Genomic DNA, 21,594 nt, shown 5'->3' with positions numbered 1-21,594 from the left:
AGATCTTCACGAGCTGGTAAGATGTTAAGACTTGAACGTCTCGCACATCGCTTTAATCGCCTCGGCAAATCGCTCCACCGTTTCGGGTTGTGTGTCCCAAGCACACATAAAGCGACACCCACCAGCGCCAATAAATTGATGAAAACGCCAACCCTTAGCATGTAAACCTTTTATGATCGGCAAGGGTAATTCAGCAAATACCGCATTGGCTTGGCGTGGGAACATAATACGTAAGTGAGGTAAGTCTTTAATACCTTGGTACAGTAACTCTGCCATGGCATTAGCATGTTGCGCATTACTCAACCAGACATTATTTTCCAGTAAACCCAACCAAGGTGCTGAAAGAAAACGCATTTTGGAGGCGAGCTGACCAGCTTGCTTAACGCGGTAGGCAAAATCTTCAGCTAAATGGGTATCGAAAAACACTACCGCTTCGCCAACCGGTAGACCATTTTTTGTGCCACCCAAACATAAGACATCAACACCGGCACGCCATGTCACTTCAGAAGGATGTACATTCAAAGCGGCTACAGCATTCGCGAAACGCGCACCATCCATATGTACTTTCATGTGGCGACGCTTGGCAATCGCGGCAATTGCACGAATCTCCTCCACACTATAAACCGTGCCCACTTCAGTGGATTGGGTGAGAGAGACTACTTTAGGACGAGGAAAATGCAGATCGCTACGTTTAGTCGCAATAGACTCAATAATATCAGGTGTTAATTTACCGTTTTCACCGCGCCCCACTAATAATTTCGAGCCATTGGAAAAAAACTCAGGGCCACCACACTCATCCGTTTCAATGTGAGCCAACTCGTGACAAATGACTGACTGATAACTTTCGCATAAAGAAGCTAGGGCTAAGGAATTGGCCGCTGTACCATTAAAGACAAAAAAGACTTCACAATCAGTTTGAAATAAATCACGGATCGCATCACAAACCTTTTGCGTCCAAATGTCATCCCCGTAAGCTAGCTCATGCCCAGACGCATTGGCTTGTTGAAAGTACTTAAACGCAGCAGGGCAAACCCCAGCGTAATTATCAGAAGCAAACTGTTGCTGCATAGCGCGAAACCTTTATTAGTGTAATGTTCTATATTATTGCGCAGTTTTCTCAAACCAACCATGCTATTCCAACAAATCCACCACTAAACCGCGCGCTTGCAAAATTTCACGGCGTTGTTGCAAGAAACGTTGAAATTCGGGCTGGCTTGTGTGGATACAGCTTTTAATACGAAATACTGCCTTAATGGTTGACTTGACTCAGTACCTACTCCGAGCTTTAGGTTGATAGGCCAGGCTCGCTGGCTAAATTTACACCGATCCATATCAATAACATGACGATCGATGCCCTTACTTTTAAATAGAATAATAAATATTCCAAGCAGTAGTTAGTTATAAAATACTGAGCAAATGTAAATTAACCAGACAATGCACCTTTAGCGTTTCTTAGTCAGCTTGATACAAGGACAAGTGATTTGCACACTATATTTTTTCACCTACTTCAGCAACTGGGTACTTACTTATTAAAAATGAATAAAGACATTAGTTTTTTAAAAATTAATTTTTCATCTATCTATTAGTCTGCCTGTATTTTATACTAAAAATACTCTTAACGGATTAATGTTCTTATGCCATCCACTTCCCAAACCTCACACACAGACATTCTCCATTCCAAACGCGCCAATCTATATTACCTCGAACACTGCCGCGTTATGGTCAAAGACGGGCGCGTGGTATTTTTAAAACCTGCCCAAGAAGAAAATCACTATTGGAATATTCCAATTGCCAATACTACCGTGTTGTTGCTCGGTACAGGTACTTCCATTACTCAAGGTGCGGTAAGAATGTTATGCGGAGCGGGGGTAATGTTTGGTTTTTCAGGTGGCGGCGGGACACCTTTACTCGCAGCCACTGAAATTGAATGGCTTTCACCGCAAAGTGAATATCGCCCTACAGAGTATTTGCAACAATGGATGCATTTTTGGTTTGATGCTCACAAACGTTTAAGCATTGCTAAATTTTTCCAAGTAAAGCGCTTAGAGTATTTAGTGAAAGTCTGGACTAAAGATCGGGTGCTCAAAACTTATGATTTTGCGTTGGATGATAATGGTTTAGAAAAAACCTTAAATCGTTATCAGCAAGACATTCAAAACAGTAGCGATGTTACTAAATTACTGGCAGCAGAAATGCAGCTTACTAAATCCCTCTATGCTTTCGCTGCGAATCGCACTAAAACCGAAGACTTTACTCGTAATCACGACCCTATCGACACGGATAATGCTAATCACTTTTTAAATCACGGTAATTATTTGGCCTATGGTTTGGCGGCAACCTGTTTGTGGGTATTGGGGATTCCGCATGGATTTGCGGTGATGCACGGCAAAACGCGACGTGGCGCATTGGTGTTTGATATTGCTGATTTAATTAAAGATAGCTTGGTGTTGCCTTTAGCGTTTATTGCCGCTCACGAAGGTGATACAGAACAAGAATTTCGTCAGCGCTGTTTGCAGGCATTCACCCAACATGAAGCCCTGGATTTTATGTTTGATTGCGTGAAAGAAGCGGCTTTAACTGGGCAAGGTTTATGATTGTGACCTTCATTTCGCAGTGCCAGAAAAACTCGCTAAAAATCACCCGCCAAATTTTAGATGCTTATGCCAATCGCATTGGTGAGCGTACTTGGCAAACTGTGATTACCCAAGAAGGCTTAAATGCGGTGAAAAGTCGTCTTGCCAAGACCGCGCGCAAAACTACCGCTGTGGCTTGTCACCGTATGCATGGCACCAGTCGCACCGAGTTAGTATGGGTAGTCGGGAATAAACGCGAATTTGATTTTGCGGGTAATGTGCCCGTGAATCGCACCCAACGTGATTTGCTCAAAGAGCATTTAGAAAACGATTGGCAGTATTTGCAGATGATTAAAACTTTAGTAGCACTTTCCGCCTTATTTCATGATTTTGGCAAGTCGTGGGACTATTTCCAGATCATGCTGAAAGATAATAAAAAGCGCGATCCGATACGGCATGAGTGGGTTTCGGTTTTATTATTTCGGGCGTTTGTATTAGGGAAAACGGACGAGCAATGGCTTAGCGAATTAGCCGCGTTAGGTAGTGCAGACGCAAAAACACGCAAAGCCGCTTCTCAGCGTTTAATTAAATCACCTGTACCTACGCAAAAAAATGTTTTAAAGCCCTTACACGGGTTGTCGCCTTTTAGCGCTTGGGTGGCTTGGTTGATTGTTTCACATCATCGTTTGCCAGAGTTGAACGAGTCGGATTTTGGCAACGGAGATGAAGTTGTCACGCCTAAGCAAATATTTCGCTCTATTAGTTTACAGCAAGCGGGCTATCTCAAAGGGGCGCTAAAAGAGTCCGAGCTGAAGTGGAAATTCTCTAATGATTTGCCGCTGATTTCAGAAAAATGGTGTAAGGAAGCGGCTAAACAAGCCGAAAAAGCTAAGCAGTGCTTAGCGTTATTTTCAACTGAGCAATTGCAGGCGATTGAGCGTAGTAATCTCACTTTAGCTCGCTTGTGCTTGATGCTTGGTGACCATCATTATTCTGCGGCTAAAGCAGAGAAGGGCTGGAATGAGCTTGAGCTATTTGCCAATACTGATAAAGCGGATGCTAGCGGAATTAGACCTCTTAAGCAGCGTTTAGATGAGCATTTGTTCAATGTTTCTAAAGAGGCTTTAAAGGTCGCACATTTATTACCAGCCATTGAAGAAAAGTTGGCACGAGTCGGTAAAATCCGTGCTTTACGCAAACCTTCACCACCTGATTATCATTGGCAAAATAAAGCAGTGAATGAGATTAGCCAATGGAAAAAAGACCATGACTTAAGCAAAGGTGGCTTTTTTGCGATCAATATGGCAAGCACCGGAACAGGGAAAACCTTTGCCAATGCCAAAGTCATGTATGCACTTAGTGATGATGAAAGCCTGCGCTATAACTTGGCTTTAGGTTTACGTACTTTAACCCTACAAACGGGTGACGAATACCGTGAAAAGATTTTTCAACATCGTGCTGAAGGTGAAACCGAGTTAGCGGTTTTAATTGGCTCAGCGGCTGTGCAGTATTTGCATGAACAAAAACGTGAGCAAGCACAAGATGAAGTAGTTGCCGAGGGTTCGGAGTCTGCTCAATTAATTGATGACTTTTTCGAGGTATCAAGCGGCAACATTGGCGATGATTCTGTTTTAGAAACGCTATTTAGTTGCCGTGGTGAGGATGCGTATAAACGTAATCAGAAAAAGCGCCGCTTCTTAGATACACCGATTGTAGTTTCAACCATTGATCATCTTATGCCCGCTACCGAAGGTGTGTGGGGTGGCAAGCAAATCTTGCCTACTTTGCGCTTGATGTCAGCGGACTTAGTGATTGATGAGGTCGACGATTTTAATGAGCAGGATTATCCAGCGATTTGCCGCCTAGTACATTTGGTAGGGATGTTGGGGCGTAAGTTAATGATTTCTTCTGCTACTATCCCCCCTGCCATTGCTCAAGGGTTATACCAAGCTTATCAAGCGGGTTGGTCTATTTTTTCAGCAAGTTGCAAACGTAGTGCCACAATTACGGTGCTATGGCTGGATGAGTTTCAAGCTAAACCTTATGCATTGAGTTCTACTCAGGAATTTTCGATTAAGCACACTAACTTTGTTAATGAGCGCCTCAAAAACTTAGCTAAATTACCACCAAAGCGCAAAGCTCAGATTTTACCTATAGAGCCTGCCAATGCAAAGCTAGATAAGTCTCAAGCTCAAACGGAGTATTTTGCTAAGCTGTTTGATGCAGCGTTAGCCTTACATCGTAATCATGCACTTGATGAACCAACTACAGGCAAGCAGTTTTCTGTGGGAGTGATTCGCCTAGCCAATGTTGAACCCTGTATCGGGATGACACGTTATCTACTGAGCTGTGCGGTACCGGATGATATTGAAATTCGGGTGATTGCTTATCATGCACGACAAGTTTTGCTCTTGCGTTCACGCATAGAGGCGCATGTAGAGCTGATGTTAAAGCGCAAAACTGAGCAAAAATTGCTGAGTAATATCATTCCGCATCTACAAAGCACCAGCAAAAAACAGGTGGTGTTTATTGTAGTGGCTAGCCCTGTTGAAGAAGTAGGGCGTGACCATGATTTTGATTGGGCAGTGATTGAGCCATCTTCTATGCGCTCAATTATTCAGATGGCAGGTCGAGTGTTACGACATCGTGAAAAAGCTATCAATACACCTAATATCAGCCTGCCAGAATACAATTTAAAAGGCTATTTACAGCCTGAGTCTATTGTCTTCATGCACCCCGGCTTTGAATCCAAAGAGCACCCCTTGATCGGTAAGCATAGCTTACAAACCCTACTCGATACAAAAACGCTAGCGAAAAAGCTGGATGCTAGTGCACGCATACAACCCAATCAGCCTTTGCAACCAACAACACGTTTGGATGATTTAGAGCATCAGGTATTGAATGATTTATTACTCAATCAAGATCATCGACCTGAGCAGGTTTGGGGTTGGTTAGAGGGTTCATATTATTTAACAGGTCTGGCACAACGCATCACACCTTTTCGCAAGCAATCCATGAGTGAGTCGAGCTACAAATTACATCTGACCGAAAACGATGCGTTTGAAATACGCTCACCCGATGGCAAAGGTTTAGGCAAAAGACATCAACATATCACGCTGCAGGCATTGGATAAGTCTAGCCAACAGCGGCTATGGCTAACTTTGGATTATGTAGCGGCGATTGAGGAGGAAGTTGCCAGTAGTGGTAAATCGCGTCAGCAGATCTGTGAGTTTTTAGGCGAGTTTGCTTTGCCTGATAACGAGGGTGAGCAGAGTTTTGTATTCACTCCTGAATTAGGTTTTGAGAAGTGTAAAGCCTAACTTATGCATCTTCCCAAGGATTAAATAACAGAGCGCCAGTAGCGATGAAATCAGAGGTATTACGAGTCATGACCGTTAATCCGTGGCGTAAAGCAGTGGCTGCAATGAGGCCATCATTGGCTGCCACGATGCGTCCTGAGCGCTGTGCTTTAGCCGTGAACTCACCCCAAATACGGACTGTTTCCAAATCAATGGGTAGGATACGGTCATGGTAGTGGGTTTCTAATGTGTTTAGCCATGATCGTAAATCGCGTTTGCGTTGGCTGTCATCCAGTAAAGCGATGCCTTTAGTGATTTCGCCAATGGTAACGACGCTGACAAATAAATCTGTGTCTTGTTGTATGGCTAAGGCTTGGCGAACTTGGGGTGGGCAGGTGGGTTTACGCAGCTCTGAGAGTACACAGGTATCCAGTAAGACTCTCATAAATCGACCTCACGCATGGCTGAGCGATCACGTTGCAAATCGAGATCGTCCAAGGCGGGCGTGCTGTCGAGGAGAAACTGCCGGAAATTGGGGCGATCTCCTAACAGGCGTTGATAGTCTTGTAAGGAGAGAATAACCACCGATTCATTACGGCGCAGTATTTGTTGGGGGCCTTGGCTCAAGGCCAGTTTTACCACTTCGCTAAAGCGATTTTTAGCATCTGCTAAGCGCCATTGCATCATAACTAAGCTCCTTTAAATCTAGCTAATCTAGCCAAAATGATGAACTGATTGCAAACCAATGTCCAGAAGACTATTATTTTCAAGTAGATTTTTATTAAGATCAATATTAAACATTACATGGTCGTTGACTAATATCGTTCACAAGCTTAAGCTTTAATCATCTTGAATATTAAGATTGGGGTTAGCCTCTAATGGTTGAGTTGTTACAGACGGTTTCAGAGCTATTGCAACGTCTCTCAAATGTAAACTGGTCATTTGCTGAGGTTGTAGCTGTTATGGCGTTAATTCTGGTCGGCTTAGCTATGCTAGTGCTTTTGAAAAAAGGACGTTGACCAATTTATTACTACCGCATGGGTAGCTTAGAAAATGTAGTGTTTTTATTGCTCTTAAATGTTTACTGCCGCTTGGGCAGCTTATTTTTCACGGGAAGTCTTATGAGCAATCCGATTGTCACATTTTTAGAAGGGCGCAAACAAAAGCCTTTAAAAGAAGGCAAAAAACCTGCTGCGGAAATCGAGAGCGATTACTCTGTTTTAGTGTGGGTGGCAAACGCGGCACAGCGTGCTCCTCAGCTAAGTCTCGTATCGCATCCGGCTAAGTTTAGCCATCCTGATGCGCGTACTAGCCCGATTCTGTTTTCCACAGCGCGTAAGGCGGATGGCTTGTTGCGCTCTGGTAATGCACATGCAGGTCAGGATGTAGTGGGTAATGCAGCCGCTTTAGATGTATATACATTTTTAAGCCTAAGTTTGGACGATGGGCAAACCGTATTGCAGCATTTTGAAGCGCAAACCGATCACCTAAAGCGTTTGTTAGGTGCTGATGAAGACAGCTTTCAAGTATGGCGTAAGTCCTTTTTACAAATCAAAACCAATGCAGAAGGCTACAAAACTCATCCAAACGTCAAGCAGGTTTATTTTCCGGTAGAAAGCGACTATCACTTGTTGTCGGTGCTTTATCCTTCTGGTTTAATGACTGAGCATCGCGAACGTTTAAAGCGTATGAAACCTTATGCGCTAGAAGTAAAAGAAGCGCGGACTGCCAAAAAACAGCAGCTCTTTCATCCTCAAGGCTATGCAGAAATAACCGGCACACTGATTCAACATTTTGGTGGCACCAAGCCGCAAAACGTCAGCAAATTGAATAGCAATAATGGTGGCGAGGCATGGCTATTGCCCTGTTTTCCCCCTGAATTAGACCTGCTACGCCCTACTTTACCTCAAAAAGATTTCTTCGCTACTTTACGTTTAGATGAGGAGTCAAAAGCGCTATTTAAAGCCTTTAGGGATTTACTGGTTGCTGGCAACAATAATACTGACATTACTCGACAAGATTTCTTGCAGTGGCGTGACCAATTACTAGTGCAGTTGTTTGATTGGATGCTACTGAAGGCAAGCGCTATACAAAACTATCAAGGTGGTTGGTCTGAAGCCAAGGGATATACCTTAAGCCTAGAGCAACAAGTATGGTTGGATCAAGCGCAGTTTTCTAAACGAGCTGGACAGAGCTGGCAAACAGCGATTGCACAACAGATGGTCGCTTGGCTCGCTAGGCGCCATAACCGAATGATTAAAGGTCATCCCTTGGCAGCCTATTTGGAGTTGGGCAAAGAAGAAAAAGATGAATTTTATGCTCTAGCTTTACAGTGTTTAGCGGAGATGGAGGATGGACAATGAAACGATACCTCTTGATTAAACAGCTCCAAGTCCAAAATGCTAATGCCTTATCTAGCCCTTTTACCTATGGGTTTCCCGCCGTGACTGCCTTTTTAGGCTTTGGTCATGCTTTGCAGCGGCATTTGAATCGCTATGTCAGCAATGATGCAGAGGCTTATTTTAAGAAGCTATCCGTGTCAGGCGTTGGAATAGCCTGCCATGCCTTAGCGATGCAGGATTATCAGAGTCAATACGAAAGCACCTTAAAGCTAACCGCAAATCCTTTGGATAAAGATGGCAACCGCCCTTCTTTTGTGGAGGAGGGGCGATGTCACTTGACGGTGTCCTTAGTGCTTGAGCTTAAGAACTTAGGCAATGGCTTAGAAGATGAGTTAGTAGAGGCTGTTGCTGATTTGCTAATGGGGCGTATGAAGTTAGCGGGTGGCGACATTTTGCCTTTACGTGAAATTAGTCAGCAGATCATGCTTATTCCCAATGAAAAGAAAAGCCTACATAGACTCATGCCGAGCTACGTCCTAATAGAACAGCGCGATTTGATGGTTGAAGCGATGCAAAGCGGGCAAGACGCCTTGGATGCGTTGCATGGCGCATTGCAGCTCAATCACACTTGCACGGATTTGGGCGAAGGCAAAGGGCAATGGCAAACCAGCCGCGCACACAAAGGTTGGATTGTGCCAATTGCGACGGGCTTTCATGCACTCACACCCGCCACTCTGGCCGAGAATCAACGCGACAGCAGCACGCCGCATCGTTTTGCGGAATCAGTCGTGACCTTGGGCGAATTTAAGATGCCGATTCGCTGTGAAACGGTGAGTGAGATCATTTGGCGCTATCAGCAGGATGGCGATTTGTATTTATGTACGCAGCAAGTGGCTGAAATCAGTATTCAATAAGGAGCAAGAACATGGCAAAAGAACCTAAAAAGGGCAAAGCAAGCATGCCATCGGTATTGGCATTTGAGAAAAAGCTAGTGCCTTCGGATGCGCAAATGTTTGCGGTGAGTTGGGCAGATCGCCACGGCACAGCACAGGGTTTGAAGCTACAATTGAAGTCGGTGCGCGGTACGATTTCTAATCGTTTATCCACGGCTTTGGAAAACGATCCTGCCAAATTGGATGCGGAAGTCGAAAAAGCCAATCTGCAAACCGTTGACCATTGTGCGTTGCCTAACGATAAGGACACACTAAAAGTTCGTTTCACACTCAAAGTATTAAGTGGTGTGGCTACGCCTTCAGCTTGTAATAACCCTGATTTCCATGAAACTTATAAAGCGGCTGTGAACGCTTATGTGGAGAAAACTGGCTTTAAAGAATTAGCCCAACGTTATGCGACCAATATTGCCAATGCACGCTTCTTGTGGCGTAACCGTGTAGGCGCAGAGCAGCTTGAAGTACGTGTCACGCATGTCAATAGCGACGCTAAAACGCAGTGGGTGTTTGATGCGAAAGCGATTGGTTTAATCGGGTTTGATAGCCAAGCGGTACAAGCTTTAGCGACAGTGATAGCGGATAGCTTAAGCGGTAAAACGGATTTTGCCTTGCTGGATATTGAGGCGTATAGCCAATTGGGTGAAGGGCAAGAAGTTTATCCGAGCGAAGAATTAGTTACGGAAAAAGGCGATAAGAGCAAGATTCTGTATGAAACCGATGGGATTGCCGCCTTGCATTCGCAGAAAGTCGGCAATGCCTTACGCACGATTGATACTTGGTATGCCGCTAGTGTGGAACGTCCGATTGCGGTGGAGGCTTACGGCTCAGTTACAAATTTAGGTACAGCTTACAGACTTCCTAAAAAGAATGATTTTTACACCCTATTCGACAAGTTCGGAACGGGCGAAACAATTGGCGAGAATGAAGCGCATTATGTCATGGCGATGTTGGTGCGCGGTGGTGTGTTTGGTCAGTCCTCGAAATAGGCGGCGCTTATGTATCACTATATCGAATTAAGCTGCCTGCCGGATGAGGGCGTGCCTGCCGCTTTTATTATGGGCAAAGTGATGGACATTGTGCATCTGTGCTTGGTCAATCTGCAAAAGGAAGTGGGGCATAATCCAGTCGGTTTGAGCTTTCCTGAGTATCGTTATGATTTGGATGAGAGCGGTAAACTAAAAGAAAAAGCGAAAATAGGTACTAAATTACGCCTATTTAGTTTAGACAATGCCCATTTGGAGCGTTTGAATCTTAAGGCGCAATTGCGGCGTCTGGAGGATTATGTGCATCAGCGCCAAAGCTCGATTGAGCGTCCGAATCTAAATTTTGCGACGTTTGAGCGCGTGCAAGTACGTTCATCGGTGGAGCGTTTGGTACGCCGTCGCATGAAGTCTACAGGTGTGTCTGAAGAGGTCGCTCAAGCAGCCTTTAAGGACTTCAAACCCATGCTTTCGGATTTGCCGTTTGTGCATCTGCATAGTCAAAGCAACGAGCAGGCGTTTCGTTTGTTTATTCGTAAGCAAGTGGCTGCTAAATCTGAGAGCTGGCAATTTAGCTCTTATGGTTTGAGTCAGTCGGTGGCCGTGCCCGACTTTTAGACTTTACCCCCAATTTTGCTGTAGTCAAAATGGTTCTTTAACAATCAAATACTTAGAGAACTGCTGGAAAAAAGGGGTAAAACTTAGGTTTTGCCTCTTTTCGTTTGAAAAACCGGAGCTTATAGAGTTATAGTTCCTGTTCACTGCCGCATGGGCAGCTTAGAAAATAGCCCAATGCTTATTCCAACAAATCCACCGCCAAACCACGCGCTTGCAAAATTTCACGGCGTTGCTGCAAGAAACGTTGAAATTCGGGCTGCCAGCGATAAGCTTGTGTGGCTACATAATCCAATGCACCATGCACATGAAACGCTTTCAAATAAGCCTCATTGCGAAACACTTCCTGACCATCTGAGTCAAAAAACACCAAGCTTGGACTATAGTGAATCCCCAAAGTTTTTGCCCAATCCTTCGCAGTCATATCCTTGCCCGCTGGCGTTTCGAGCCTAGTGTCGGCGTGAGGATTGACAGAGGCCAGCTCAAAATTGCTTAACGCAATAGCCACCTCTTTGCGCTTAAAAATCTCGCGTAGCTCTATACAAGGCGCACCACAATCCTCCGACTCAAATAGAAGCAATAAAGGCTTATGACTGCGCCCTGTTTTTAATTTCAAAGGCTGAGGCAAACTGGCTGGAATCGAGGCTAATTGGCTTGATAAATCAGTTTGCTGCTTAGCCAAGTAATCGACAAAACCAGCTTTGCTCTCTTGCTTATCGGCGACATACTGTAACGCTACTCGGAATTTGTCAGGCGCATAATAACCATTCGCCCTTAATACTGATTGTCCTGATTCATCGAGAAATAATAGCGTAGGAGTGAATTGTACTTTTAATTGCTTAGCAAACTCTTTTTCACTCAGTTTTTTGCCCGCTAAATCCGTCACTTCCTTATCGCCCCACATATTCAATGCAATAACATCAAAATGCTGTTGGGTAAATTCAGCAATGCTGGTTTGGCCAAAATTATCGCGCAATAATTTCGTGCAATAGGGACAACCGTCTTGATAAAAGTAAAGCATAACACGCTTGTTGGCTGCCTTGGCCTCCGCAATATCCTCACGTAAATCCAGAAAGGACTCTTTAAACCAAGTGGGTTTTTCCTGATAACCCGGATTCACCATACCAGACTCTAACTGTTTAGTAGGCTGCGCGGCAAAGCTCATACCAACGACCAGCATCAAACTCATTGCAAGCAAGACTTTCACTGCATCCTCTCCTCTAACCTCAAGCTTGCCTCATGATAAACTATTCCTGCCCAGAACACTGTTAATCACGCTGCCACAACAAAATACGGTTATTGACTGGCATTTCGTAATCGTGCACCAAACGTAAGCCTGCTTGCTCAGCTAAACGATTGAGATCCGCCACATCACGAATCCCACTCAAAGGATCACGTTGTTTTAACCATTGATCAAAACGCGCATTGCTCGCGCTAGTATATTGACCGTTGTAATTAAATGGGCCATACACAACGAATAAGCCTTGGGGCGCTAATAGTTTTCCTACACCAGCAAAAAATGCTTCTACCGCTGTCCAATGCATAATATGCGTGGTATTGGCAGAAAACACGGCATCGACCGCGAGCGTTGGCCACGTGTCACTTTCTACCTCTAAAGCTAAAGGGGGTCGCGTATTAGGCAATTGCGCTTCCTCTAGCCATTGCTGGATCGCAGGATGATTGTCCTTTATGTCGCTGGTGTGCCAAATCAGATGCGGCAAGTGTTTAGCAAAATACACTGCATGCTGACCAGTGCCGCTACCGATTTCTAATACCGCGCGACGCTTTTCAAATAAAGGTTTGATAACCGCGAGGATCGGGTCTTTGTTTTGCTCGCAGGCTTCAGAATAAGGTTTAGCTAACATAGGGGCGCTCTCAGTGATAAGATTTGCCTTAAGTTAGCATAATTGGATTGGATGATTCCCCTGCTTTTTGCTCTTGTTATTCCCTTGGCTCGCCCCTATTGTTAGAGTCCCAATATTAACCCTGCCACGAGCTGACACATCCCAATGGACACCTATATCCGCATTCGCGGTGCGCGCACCCATAACCTCAAAAATATCGACCTTGACCTTCCGCGTGACCAATTAATTGTAATTACAGGATTGTCTGGCTCGGGTAAATCCTCACTCGCCTTTGACACGATTTTTGCGGAAGGTCAGCGCCGTTATGTGGAATCGCTGTCTGCTTATGCCCGTCAATTCCTCTCGATGATGGACAAGCCGGATATTGATCATATTGAAGGCTTATCGCCCGCGATTTCGATTGAGCAGAAAACCACCTCACATAATCCACGCTCGACGGTTGGTACCATCACTGAAATTTACGATTACTTGCGTTTACTGTATGCCCGTGCGGGCGTACCGCGTTGCCCGACCCATCATATTGATTTACAAGCACAAACGGTTAGCCAGATGGTGGATCAAGTCTTAGCTTTGCCGGAGGGCTCAAAGTTAATGCTGCTTGCCCCGATTGTACGCGAGCGTAAAGGTGAACACGTCCAGCTCTTTGAACAATTACGCGCTCAAGGTTATTTGCGTGCGCGCGTCAATGGCACTGTTTATGACTTAGAAGCTCCACCCACGTTGGAGTTACGTAAAAAACATACCATCGAGGCAGTGATTGACCGTTTCAAAGTCCGTGATGATTTGCAATTGCGCTTGGCTGAATCGTTTGAAACCACGCTTAAACTAGCTAATGGCTTAGCGATTATTGCGCCCATGGAGGGTGAAACACTCGAGGAAATAACCTTTTCCGCCAACTATGCTTGTCCACATTGTGGCTGGTCATTGCCCGAGTTAGAGCCACGTTTATTTTCCTTTAATGCACCAGCCGGTGCTTGCCCTACCTGCGATGGTTTGGGCGTTGAGCAGTATTTTGATCAAAGCCGAATCGTGCAACATCCCCATTTAAGTCTAGCCGATGGTGCCGTGCGTGGCTGGGATAAGCGCAATGCCTATTACTTCCAAATGCTGACTTCTTTGGCTGAATACGAAGCGTTTGATGTCAATAAGCCTTGGGAAACCTTATCGAGTGCGGCGCAAAATCTGATTCTGAATGGCAGCGGCAAGGATGATATTAAGTTCACCTACATCGGCAATAAAGGACAGGTTTACCAGCGCTCGCATCCCTTTGAAGGAGTATTGAAAAACCTCGAACGCCGTTATCGTGAAACCGACTCCGGTGCGGTGCGCGAAGAATTAGCCAAATACCTAGCGACTCGTTCTTGCCCAAGCTGTAAAGGTACACGCTTGAATGAACAAGCGCGCAATGTATTTATTGCCGATAAAAACCTACCCGCCTTGACTAGCTTAGCGATCAGCCAAACTTACGAGTTTTTTAACCAACTAGAACTGAGTGGTAAACAAGGCAAAATCGCAGAAAAGATTGTGCGCGAAATTTGTTTGCGCCTTGAATTTCTGGTGAATGTCGGTCTGGATTATTTAACCTTGAGCCGCAGTGCTGAAACTTTATCTGGCGGTGAAGCACAACGGATTCGCTTGGCCTCGCAAATTGGTGCTGGCTTAGTTGGCGTCATGTATGTACTGGATGAACCCTCGATTGGCCTGCATCAACGCGATAATGAACGCTTACTCAAAACTTTATTCCGCCTGCGCGATTTGGGCAACACCGTCATTGTGGTCGAGCACGATGAAGATGCCATTCATGCCGCCGATCATGTGGTAGATATTGGCCCTGGTGCGGGTATTCACGGTGGGCAAATCATTGCACAAGGTTCCCCCCAACAAGTCGCCGCTACCCCTGAATCGATTACCGGACAATTCTTAGCGGGAAAACGCAAAATTGGTATTGATAAACCACGCACAGCCGTTAATCCTGAACGCATCATCAAAATCATTGGCGCCAGCGGCAATAATCTGAAAAACGTCGACGTAGAAATTCCACTTGGATTATTAACCTGCATTACAGGCGTTTCTGGTTCGGGCAAATCCACCCTCATCAATCGCACCCTCTTCCCTTATTTAGCGCGCCATTTGCACGACAGCAGTGTAGAAGTGGCGCCGGTGCGCGAAATAAAAGGGGTAGAACAAATCGATAAAATTATTGATATTGACCAAAGCCCCATTGGACGCACCCCACGCTCCAATCCAGCCACCTATACGGGTGTATTTACTCCGATTCGTGAAATGTTTGCCGCAACCCAAGAGGCGCGTTCGCGTGGTTATCAAGCGGGGCGTTTCTCATTCAATGTCAAAGGTGGACGCTGCGAAGCCTGTGCGGGCGATGGTGTGATCAAAGTCGAAATGCACTTTTTGCCCGATGTATATGTCACCTGCGAAGTCTGTGGCGGCAAACGCTATAACCGCGAGACCTTAGACATTCGTTATAAAGGCAAAAATATCAGCGAAGTCTTGGAAATGACGGTGGAAGATGCCTGTGAATTCTTCTCAGCCGTGCCTAGCATTCATAGTAAACTGAAAACTTTGATTGATGTGGGCTTGACCTACATTACCTTGGGGCAAAACGCGACTACCCTATCGGGCGGCGAAGCGCAGCGCGTCAAACTCGCCAAAGAATTATCCAAACGCGAAACGGGCAAGACGATTTACATTTTGGACGAACCGACGACCGGCCTTCACTTCCACGACGTAGATCAGTTATTAAAAGTGCTGCATCGTTTACGTGATGGGGGCAATACCGTGGTGGTGATTGAGCATAATTTAGATGTGATCAAAACTGCAGACTGGATTATCGATTTAGGCCCTGAAGGGGGTAGTCGGGGCGGTGACATTATTGCCGTAGGAACGCCCGAGCAAGTAGCAACAGTTAAAGATTCCTTCACAGGGCAGTTTTTGAAGCGGATCTTATAACTACTCTAATTAGACCTCTTTCTTAGTAAAGCAACGCGCTACCCATCATTTACGAAAGAGGTCTATTGCGACCACTGCAGCTATCCCCTTAAACGCCCCGCCATTTTTCAAGATTAGCCAAGGCGTTTTGAAACGTGAAACACTTAAACTTTAAGTGGTTTCACTCGACTTGCCACCAAGGCCGCCTTTTCCCGCGCTTCTGCTGTATTTTTGCCTCGCGCTAAGGCTACCCCCATGCGACGGCGTTCGAACGATTCTGGCTTACCAAATAAACGAATTTCACTATCTGGGACTTGTAATGCCTCAGCCAGTCCTTCAAAAGCAATGCCTTGGGCATCCATACCACCATAAATAACAGCACTCGCTCCTGTTGAATGCAAACGTGTATCGACAGGGAGCCCTAAAATTGCACGTGCATGTAACTCAAATTCATTTTGATATTGCGTAATCATGGTTACCATACCCGTATCATGTGGACGCGGACTGACCTCTGAAAACCAAACGTGATCACCCTTAACGAACAATTCCACACCAAACAAACCGCGCCCGCCTAAATTGCTGGTAATATGATGCGCAATATCTTGCGCTTTTGCCAAAGCGGCCTCACTCATAGCTTGAGCCTGCCAACTTTCTACATAATCGCCCTTCACTTGGCGATGCCCAATGGGCGTGCAAAACTGTGTTTCTACTTGCCCATTAGCCGCCAAAGCGCGCACAGTTAATAAAGTAATTTCATAATCAAATTGAATACACTCTTCCACAATCACACGCCCATGATTGACCCGCCCTGCATCCAAAGCATAGTGCCAAGCAGCCTCTACCTCGGCCTCACCTTTCAACAGAGATTGCCCTTTTCCAGAAGAGGACATCACAGGCTTTACAAAACACGGATAGCCTAATTCATTCGCCGCGGCACGCATTTCTTCCACGCTAGACGCAAAATAATAACGTGAGGTCGGCAAACCCAATTCTTCCGCCGCCAAACGCCGAATACCTTCACGATTCATGGTCAACTGCGTTGCACGGGCAGTCGGAATAACTTCTGCCAAACCATCGGCCTCAATCCGAGCCAATTCATCGGTCGCAATCGCTTCGATCTCTGGCACAATTAGGAGGGGCTTTTCTTGTTCAACTAACGCACGCAAGGCTTGTGGATCAGCCATATTAATCGTATGAAAACGATGTGCCACTTGATGACCAGGGGCATTCGAATAACGGTCGACAGCAATGACTTCAACGCCCAAACGTTGCAAAGCGATAATGACTTCCTTACCAAGCTCACCGCTACCTAATAGCATAACGCGCGTGGCGGAAGGAGAAAGAGGGGTTCCAAGACGCATGGGTTTACTCCGAGCTTCCAATCAAAAGCGCGGAGAATAACACATTCACTTCGAGCAGAAACCTGACAAACTTATAGGTGCTAGCGGTTTAACTGATTTTCTTTAGCGCCATCAGTGCCATTTTGCCATCAAGCTTTTTATAGACCTGCACGTCATATTTGCGCCCATTGGCCATTTCGAGCACGAGATAATAGTTCATGCCAGCAACGACTTGCTGTTCTGCTTTGACAACCGACTTGACCGAGGTATTCAAACGCTTCGCCGCGAATTCAGCCGCCGCTTTTACTTCTTCGCTATCAACCTTCACCGTACTTAAACCACCGACTACTTTTCTAGTGGCAATTGCTGCATAAGGCGAAGCTGGCGTTGAAACTTCTAACGCCGTTGTTGTTGGCTCCGGAGCAGTGGAAAACAAACTACAGGCTGTCAAACCAAAGCTACAAATCACTAATACACCAAATAATTGAGTTTTCATGCGGATTGTTAACCTTTATTAGAACCGCTATCAATAAACTTTGGGATTTAGTTTAGCTGGTATTGAGTCATTGTGCTGAAAAATCTAACTAAAAAAGAGCAGCTTAGTGCTCTTTTTTAACAGATTATTCTAAGAACCTACTGAGGTATGCGCAATAATATACTGCTTAACGGCATGAGCGTCCGCTTCCATGACCTCAAAACGCTGCGGCAAACGCTCTAAGTTCTCCAAACCCTTTGGACGATCAGGTCTACGCCCTAAAGCTTCTTGAATCGATTCCTCAAATTTAGCTGGCAAAGCCGTTTCCAACACCACCATCGGAACATTTGGCTCGCGATATTCCAAGGCTACTTTCAAGCCGTCCGCGGTATGGGTATCAATCATCAAGCCATACGTTTCATAAGTTGCGCGAATGGTATTCAAGCGATCCTGATGTGAGCTTGAACCCGAGACAAAGCCAAAATCAGCAACCTTATTTAATAAACCGCTGGCTTTTAAATCAAACGCACCACCTTGATCGACACTCGCCCATAATTCACGAACTTGTGTACCATTGCGACCGACTACATCGAAAATAAAGCGCTCGAAATTAGAGGCTTTGGAAATATCCATCGATGGACTAGAGGTATGATAGGTATTTGCCGAGCCGCGTGGGCGATAAACACCGGTTTTGAAAAACTCGTCCAATACGTCATTCTCATTGGTAGCAACGATTAATTGCTTAATCGGCAATCCCATCATGCGTGCAATATGTCCCGCACACACATTACCAAAATTGCCTGAAGGAACCGCAAAACTTACTTGCTGATCATTCGATTGAGTAGCTGCAAAATAGCCTTTGAAATAATAAACAATTTGCGCTGCTACGCGTGCCCAATTAATCGAATTCACCGCGCCAATTTGATACTGTTTCTTGTAAGCATGATCATTGGAAACGGCTTTAACAATATCTTGGCAATCGTCGAAAACACCTTTTACTGCAATATTAAAAATATTGGCATCTTGTAGGCTAAACATTTGCGCTGTTTGGAAGCGTGACATTTTGCCATGGGGCGAAAGCATAAATACCTTCACGCCTTTTTTGCCACGCATCGCATATTCAGCCGACGAGCCGGTATCCCCTGAAGTTGCCCCCAGAATATTAATACCCTGCCCTGCTTTGGCCAGCACATACTCGAATAAATGACCGAGTAACTGCATCGCCATATCTTTAAAAGCCAAGGTCGGGCCATTCGATAAACCCAATAAATGTAAACTCGGCTCTAGGGTATGCAGTGGTGTAATATCCTCAGGATTATCCCCGTCGCGCACATTGCAATAAACTTGTGCGGTATAGGTTTTATCAATAATGCCTTTTAAGTCTGCGGCTGGAATATCGGTAGCAAACGTTGATAAAATCTCAAAGGCTAATTCACGATAATTAAGAACACGTAAACGTGTTAGATCAGCATCAGAAAATTGCGGATAGCATTCCGGTAAATACAAACCACCATCCGGTGCTAAACCACCCAATAGAATTTGGCTAAACGATTGTGCTGGCGATTGGCCGCGCGTTGAAAGATATTGCATGGTTTACTCCAACGTCTCAACGCGAATCCGTGTTACCGCACCGCAAACGGAGTCCAGTTTCTCAATGGCCGCAATCGCTTCATTCATATTTGCCTCGCGCACCTTCTGGGTGAGCATAATAATGTCCACCTCATTTCCACTACGCACCGGTTCTTTCTGAATAAAAGCCTCAATACTGATGGAGCGATCACCCAAGATACGGGTAATGTCGGCTAAAACCCCTGGGCGATCTATCGCACGCATCCGTAAATAAAAGGCCGTTTGTACATCCTCAATCGGCAAAATCGGTGTGTCCGCCAAGGTAGAAGCTTGGAAAGCTAAGTGAGGTACACGATTAGTCGGATCAGCGGTCATCGCACGAACGACATCAATAATATCCGCAACTACTGCTGATGCCGTCGGTTCAGCACCTGCACCACGCCCATAGAACAAAGTTTCACCAACCGCATCACCTTTTACCACCACCGCATTCATAACCCCATCGACGCTTACAATTAAGCGGTTGTGTGGAATCAACGTTGGATGGACACGTTGTTCAATGCCTTTTTCGGTACGACGCGCAATACCCAAATGCTTAATGCGATAGCCTACCCCCAGTTCAGCCGCATACTTCACATCTTCAGCAGCGATTTTGGTAATGCCTTCGGTATAGGTCTTTTCAAACTGCAATGGCACACCAAAAGCAATCGAAGATAAGATCGTCAACTTATGCGCCGCATCAATCCCTTCCACATCAAAAGTGGGGTCAGCTTCGGCATAACCTAGTTCTTGCGCCTCGCGTAATACGTCCGCAAAAGCACGCCCCTTATCCCGCATTTCGGTTAAGATAAAATTGCCTGTACCATTAATAATACCCGCCAACCACTGCATCCGATTTGCCGCTAAACCTTCGCGAATTGCCTTAATCACCGGAATACCGCCCGCCACTGCCGCCTCAAAAGCGACCATAACGCCCTTTTCTTGAGCGGCTGCAAAAATTTCAGAGCCATGCAACGCAATTAGGGCTTTATTGGCGGTCACCACATGCTTGCCATTATCAATCGCACGCAAAATCAAATCTTTGGCAATGGTATAGCCGCCGATTAATTCGACCACAATCTCAATATCAGGATCAGTCACCACATCCAAAGCATTCTGCGTGGTGCGAATAGTCGTTAAACCTAGCTCGGTGATACGGTTAAGATCCAACGAGGCTGCATAGTCAATCACAATGCCACGACCCGCACGACGCGCAATCTCTTCAGCATTCCGTGATAAAACTAATGCAGTACCACCGCCGACGGTACCTAGCCCCAGAAGGCCCACCTTGACAGGTTTCATGTGAATATACTCCTCTTATGATTTAACTGTTTTATGAGCGGATGCTGCTAACTCATCCTGACGAAACATTTGTTTAATACCGCGCATAGCTTGGCGGGTGCGATGCTCATTTTCAATCAAACTAAACCGCACATGATCATCCCCATAGGCACCAAAACCAATGCCCGGTGAAACGGCAACTTTGGCATCGTTTAATAGCTTTTTGGCAAACTCCAACGACCCGAGTCCTTTATAGGGTTCAGGAATTTTAGCCCAAACAAACATACTCGCTTTAGGACGTTCTACCGGCCAACCGGCTGCATTTAAACCATCACACAGCACATTACGCCGACTTTCATACATGCTACGGATTTCTTCCACACAATCTTGTGGACCATCTAAGGCTGCAATAGCTGCGACTTGAATCGGGGTAAATGTACCGTAATCTAAATATGATTTAATCCGTTCCAAAGCCTTGACTAAGGTGGTATTACCGGACATGAAGCCGACACGCCAACCCGGCATATTGTAGGTTTTAGAAAGCGAATAAAATTCTACTGCAATATCCTTTGCACCCTTGACCTGCAAAATGGAAGGGGCTTTATAACCATCAAAACAAATCTCACCATAGGCAATATCATGAATGACCCAAATACCATGCTCTTTACCGAAGGCAATTACACGTTCGAAGAAAGCCAAATCCACCACTTGTCCTGTTGGATTCCCTGGAAAATTAATAATTAGCATTTTCGGCTTAGGCCACGAAGTTTTCACCGCAGTTTCTAATTCTTCGAAGAAATCTTTACCCTCTACTAACGGCACATGGCGAATATCCGCATCCGCAATAATGCTGCCATAAGGATGAATCGGATAGGCCGGATTCGGCACCAGTACCGTGTCGCCACGACTCAAGGTCGCTAACGCCAAATGCGCTAACCCCTCTTTCGAACCAATCGTGGCAATGGTTTCCGTTTCGGGATCAATATCCACCTCGTATTTACGCTTATACCAATTGCTGATTGCTTTGCGCAGGCGTGGAATCCCGCGTGACATAGAATAGCGGTGCGTATCCATACGCTGCGCACTTTCGACTAATTTATCAACAATATGCTGAGGGGTAGGCTGGTCTGGATTTCCCATCCCAAAATCAATAATATCCTCGCCCCGCGCTCGTGCCTCGCGCTTTAGCGCATCCGTAATTTTGAATACGTAAGTGGGTAAGCGGTCGATGCGTTGGAAATCTTGTTGCACAGCCTTGGCCTCTCAAAAGAAAATAATCCCTCACGGGGCGATATAGAGCCGGTCACATTACAATTCAGT

Annotated in this window: 17 protein-coding genes; 7 read left to right on the top strand and 10 right to left on the bottom strand. The window is 45.6% G+C overall.

The window, feature by feature from the left end:
* Nucleotides 1–24: 24 nt before the first annotated feature.
* On the bottom strand, nt 25–1,068 hold the full coding sequence (locus A3IE_RS0101955; RefSeq protein ID WP_020393896.1) for a threonine aldolase family protein: 1,044 nt from the start codon (nt 1,066–1,068) through the stop codon (nt 25–27).
* A 566-nt stretch (nt 1,069–1,634) separates the two neighbouring features.
* Between A3IE_RS0101955 and cas1f the strand changes: the two genes are divergently transcribed.
* The gene (gene cas1f / locus A3IE_RS0101950) at nt 1,635–2,594 is read left to right on the top strand and encodes a type I-F CRISPR-associated endonuclease Cas1f (protein WP_026154726.1); all 960 of its coding nucleotides are present in this window, start codon (nt 1,635–1,637) and stop codon (nt 2,592–2,594) included.
* Nucleotides 2,591–5,893: a type I-F CRISPR-associated helicase Cas3f gene (cas3f, locus tag A3IE_RS0101945; RefSeq protein ID WP_020393894.1), complete on the top strand. Its 3,303-nt coding sequence runs from the start codon at nt 2,591–2,593 to the stop codon at nt 5,891–5,893. Before cas1f ends, cas3f begins: the two co-directional genes overlap by 4 nt.
* A 1-nt stretch (nt 5,894) precedes the next feature.
* Here cas3f and A3IE_RS0101940 read toward each other — a convergent pair whose 3' ends face one another.
* Together A3IE_RS0101940 and A3IE_RS0101935 are read right to left on the bottom strand one after the other, a co-directional pair.
* Nucleotides 5,895–6,317 (bottom strand): type II toxin-antitoxin system VapC family toxin, encoded by a 423-nt coding sequence (locus A3IE_RS0101940; RefSeq protein ID WP_020393893.1) that lies wholly within the window; start codon nt 6,315–6,317, stop codon nt 5,895–5,897.
* Complete coding sequence (locus tag A3IE_RS0101935) at nt 6,314–6,559, bottom strand: type II toxin-antitoxin system Phd/YefM family antitoxin (protein WP_020393892.1); 246 nt, start codon at nt 6,557–6,559, stop codon at nt 6,314–6,316. The genes A3IE_RS0101940 and A3IE_RS0101935 overlap by 4 nt, the downstream gene beginning before the upstream one ends.
* 434 nt (nt 6,560–6,993) lie before the next feature.
* Here A3IE_RS0101935 and csy1 point away from each other — a divergent pair, with 434 nt between their 5' ends.
* From csy1 to cas6f, 4 genes are read left to right on the top strand one after another with little or no spacing between them, the layout of a single operon-like run.
* Nucleotides 6,994–8,235, top strand: a complete 1,242-nt coding sequence (gene csy1 / locus A3IE_RS21790) for a type I-F CRISPR-associated protein Csy1 (RefSeq protein WP_157832819.1) — start codon at nt 6,994–6,996, stop codon at nt 8,233–8,235.
* A complete protein-coding gene (gene csy2 / locus A3IE_RS0101925; RefSeq protein WP_020393890.1) occupies nt 8,232–9,128 on the top strand; it encodes a type I-F CRISPR-associated protein Csy2 in 897 nt (298 codons plus the stop codon). The genes csy1 and csy2 overlap by 4 nt, the downstream gene beginning before the upstream one ends.
* Before the next feature lie 11 nt (nt 9,129–9,139).
* Nucleotides 9,140–10,150 (top strand): type I-F CRISPR-associated protein Csy3, encoded by a 1,011-nt coding sequence (gene csy3 / locus A3IE_RS0101920; RefSeq protein ID WP_020393889.1) that lies wholly within the window; start codon nt 9,140–9,142, stop codon nt 10,148–10,150.
* A gap of 9 nt (nt 10,151–10,159) precedes the next feature.
* The gene (gene cas6f / locus A3IE_RS0101915) at nt 10,160–10,762 is read left to right on the top strand and encodes a type I-F CRISPR-associated endoribonuclease Cas6/Csy4 (RefSeq protein WP_020393888.1); all 603 of its coding nucleotides are present in this window, start codon (nt 10,160–10,162) and stop codon (nt 10,760–10,762) included.
* Nucleotides 10,763–10,940: 178 nt separating this feature from the next.
* Here cas6f and A3IE_RS0101910 read toward each other — a convergent pair whose 3' ends face one another.
* The gene (locus A3IE_RS0101910; RefSeq protein ID WP_026154725.1) at nt 10,941–11,966 is read right to left on the bottom strand and encodes a thioredoxin family protein; all 1,026 of its coding nucleotides are present in this window, start codon (nt 11,964–11,966) and stop codon (nt 10,941–10,943) included.
* A gap of 61 nt (nt 11,967–12,027) precedes the next feature.
* Nucleotides 12,028–12,624 carry a DUF938 domain-containing protein gene (locus A3IE_RS0101905; protein WP_020393886.1) on the bottom strand — a complete coding sequence of 199 codons (597 nt, stop codon included), beginning with the start codon at nt 12,622–12,624 and terminating at the stop codon, nt 12,028–12,030.
* Nucleotides 12,625–12,768: 144 nt separating this feature from the next.
* Between A3IE_RS0101905 and uvrA the strand changes: the two genes are divergently transcribed.
* The gene (uvrA, locus tag A3IE_RS0101900) at nt 12,769–15,591 is read left to right on the top strand and encodes an excinuclease ABC subunit UvrA (RefSeq protein ID WP_020393885.1); all 2,823 of its coding nucleotides are present in this window, start codon (nt 12,769–12,771) and stop codon (nt 15,589–15,591) included.
* 143 nt (nt 15,592–15,734) lie between these two features.
* On the opposite strand, the gene purT is transcribed toward uvrA, so the two are convergent.
* The 5 genes from purT to alaC all read right to left on the bottom strand — a co-directional run bounded on the left by purT (nt 15,735) and on the right by alaC (nt 21,525).
* Nucleotides 15,735–16,931 (bottom strand): formate-dependent phosphoribosylglycinamide formyltransferase, encoded by a 1,197-nt coding sequence (gene purT / locus A3IE_RS0101895; RefSeq protein WP_026154724.1) that lies wholly within the window; start codon nt 16,929–16,931, stop codon nt 15,735–15,737.
* An 88-nt stretch (nt 16,932–17,019) separates the two neighbouring features.
* Complete coding sequence (locus tag A3IE_RS0101890) at nt 17,020–17,406, bottom strand: cystatin family protein (RefSeq protein ID WP_020393883.1); 387 nt, start codon at nt 17,404–17,406, stop codon at nt 17,020–17,022.
* Between the two features lie 129 nt (nt 17,407–17,535).
* A complete protein-coding gene (gene thrC, locus A3IE_RS0101885) occupies nt 17,536–18,975 on the bottom strand; it encodes a threonine synthase (protein WP_020393882.1) in 1,440 nt (479 codons plus the stop codon).
* 3 nt (nt 18,976–18,978) lie between these two features.
* Nucleotides 18,979–20,295: a homoserine dehydrogenase gene (locus A3IE_RS0101880; protein ID WP_020393881.1), complete on the bottom strand. Its 1,317-nt coding sequence runs from the start codon at nt 20,293–20,295 to the stop codon at nt 18,979–18,981.
* A gap of 15 nt (nt 20,296–20,310) precedes the next feature.
* Nucleotides 20,311–21,525 (bottom strand): alanine transaminase, encoded by a 1,215-nt coding sequence (gene alaC / locus A3IE_RS0101875; protein ID WP_020393880.1) that lies wholly within the window; start codon nt 21,523–21,525, stop codon nt 20,311–20,313.
* Between the last annotated feature and the right edge of the window lie 69 nt (nt 21,526–21,594).

Origin of the sequence: Thiolinea disciformis DSM 14473, assembly GCF_000371925.1 — a bacterium.
Lineage (GTDB): Bacteria > Pseudomonadota > Gammaproteobacteria > Thiotrichales > Thiotrichaceae > Thiolinea > Thiolinea disciformis.
This window is presented reverse-complemented; position numbering and strand designations above follow the sequence as displayed.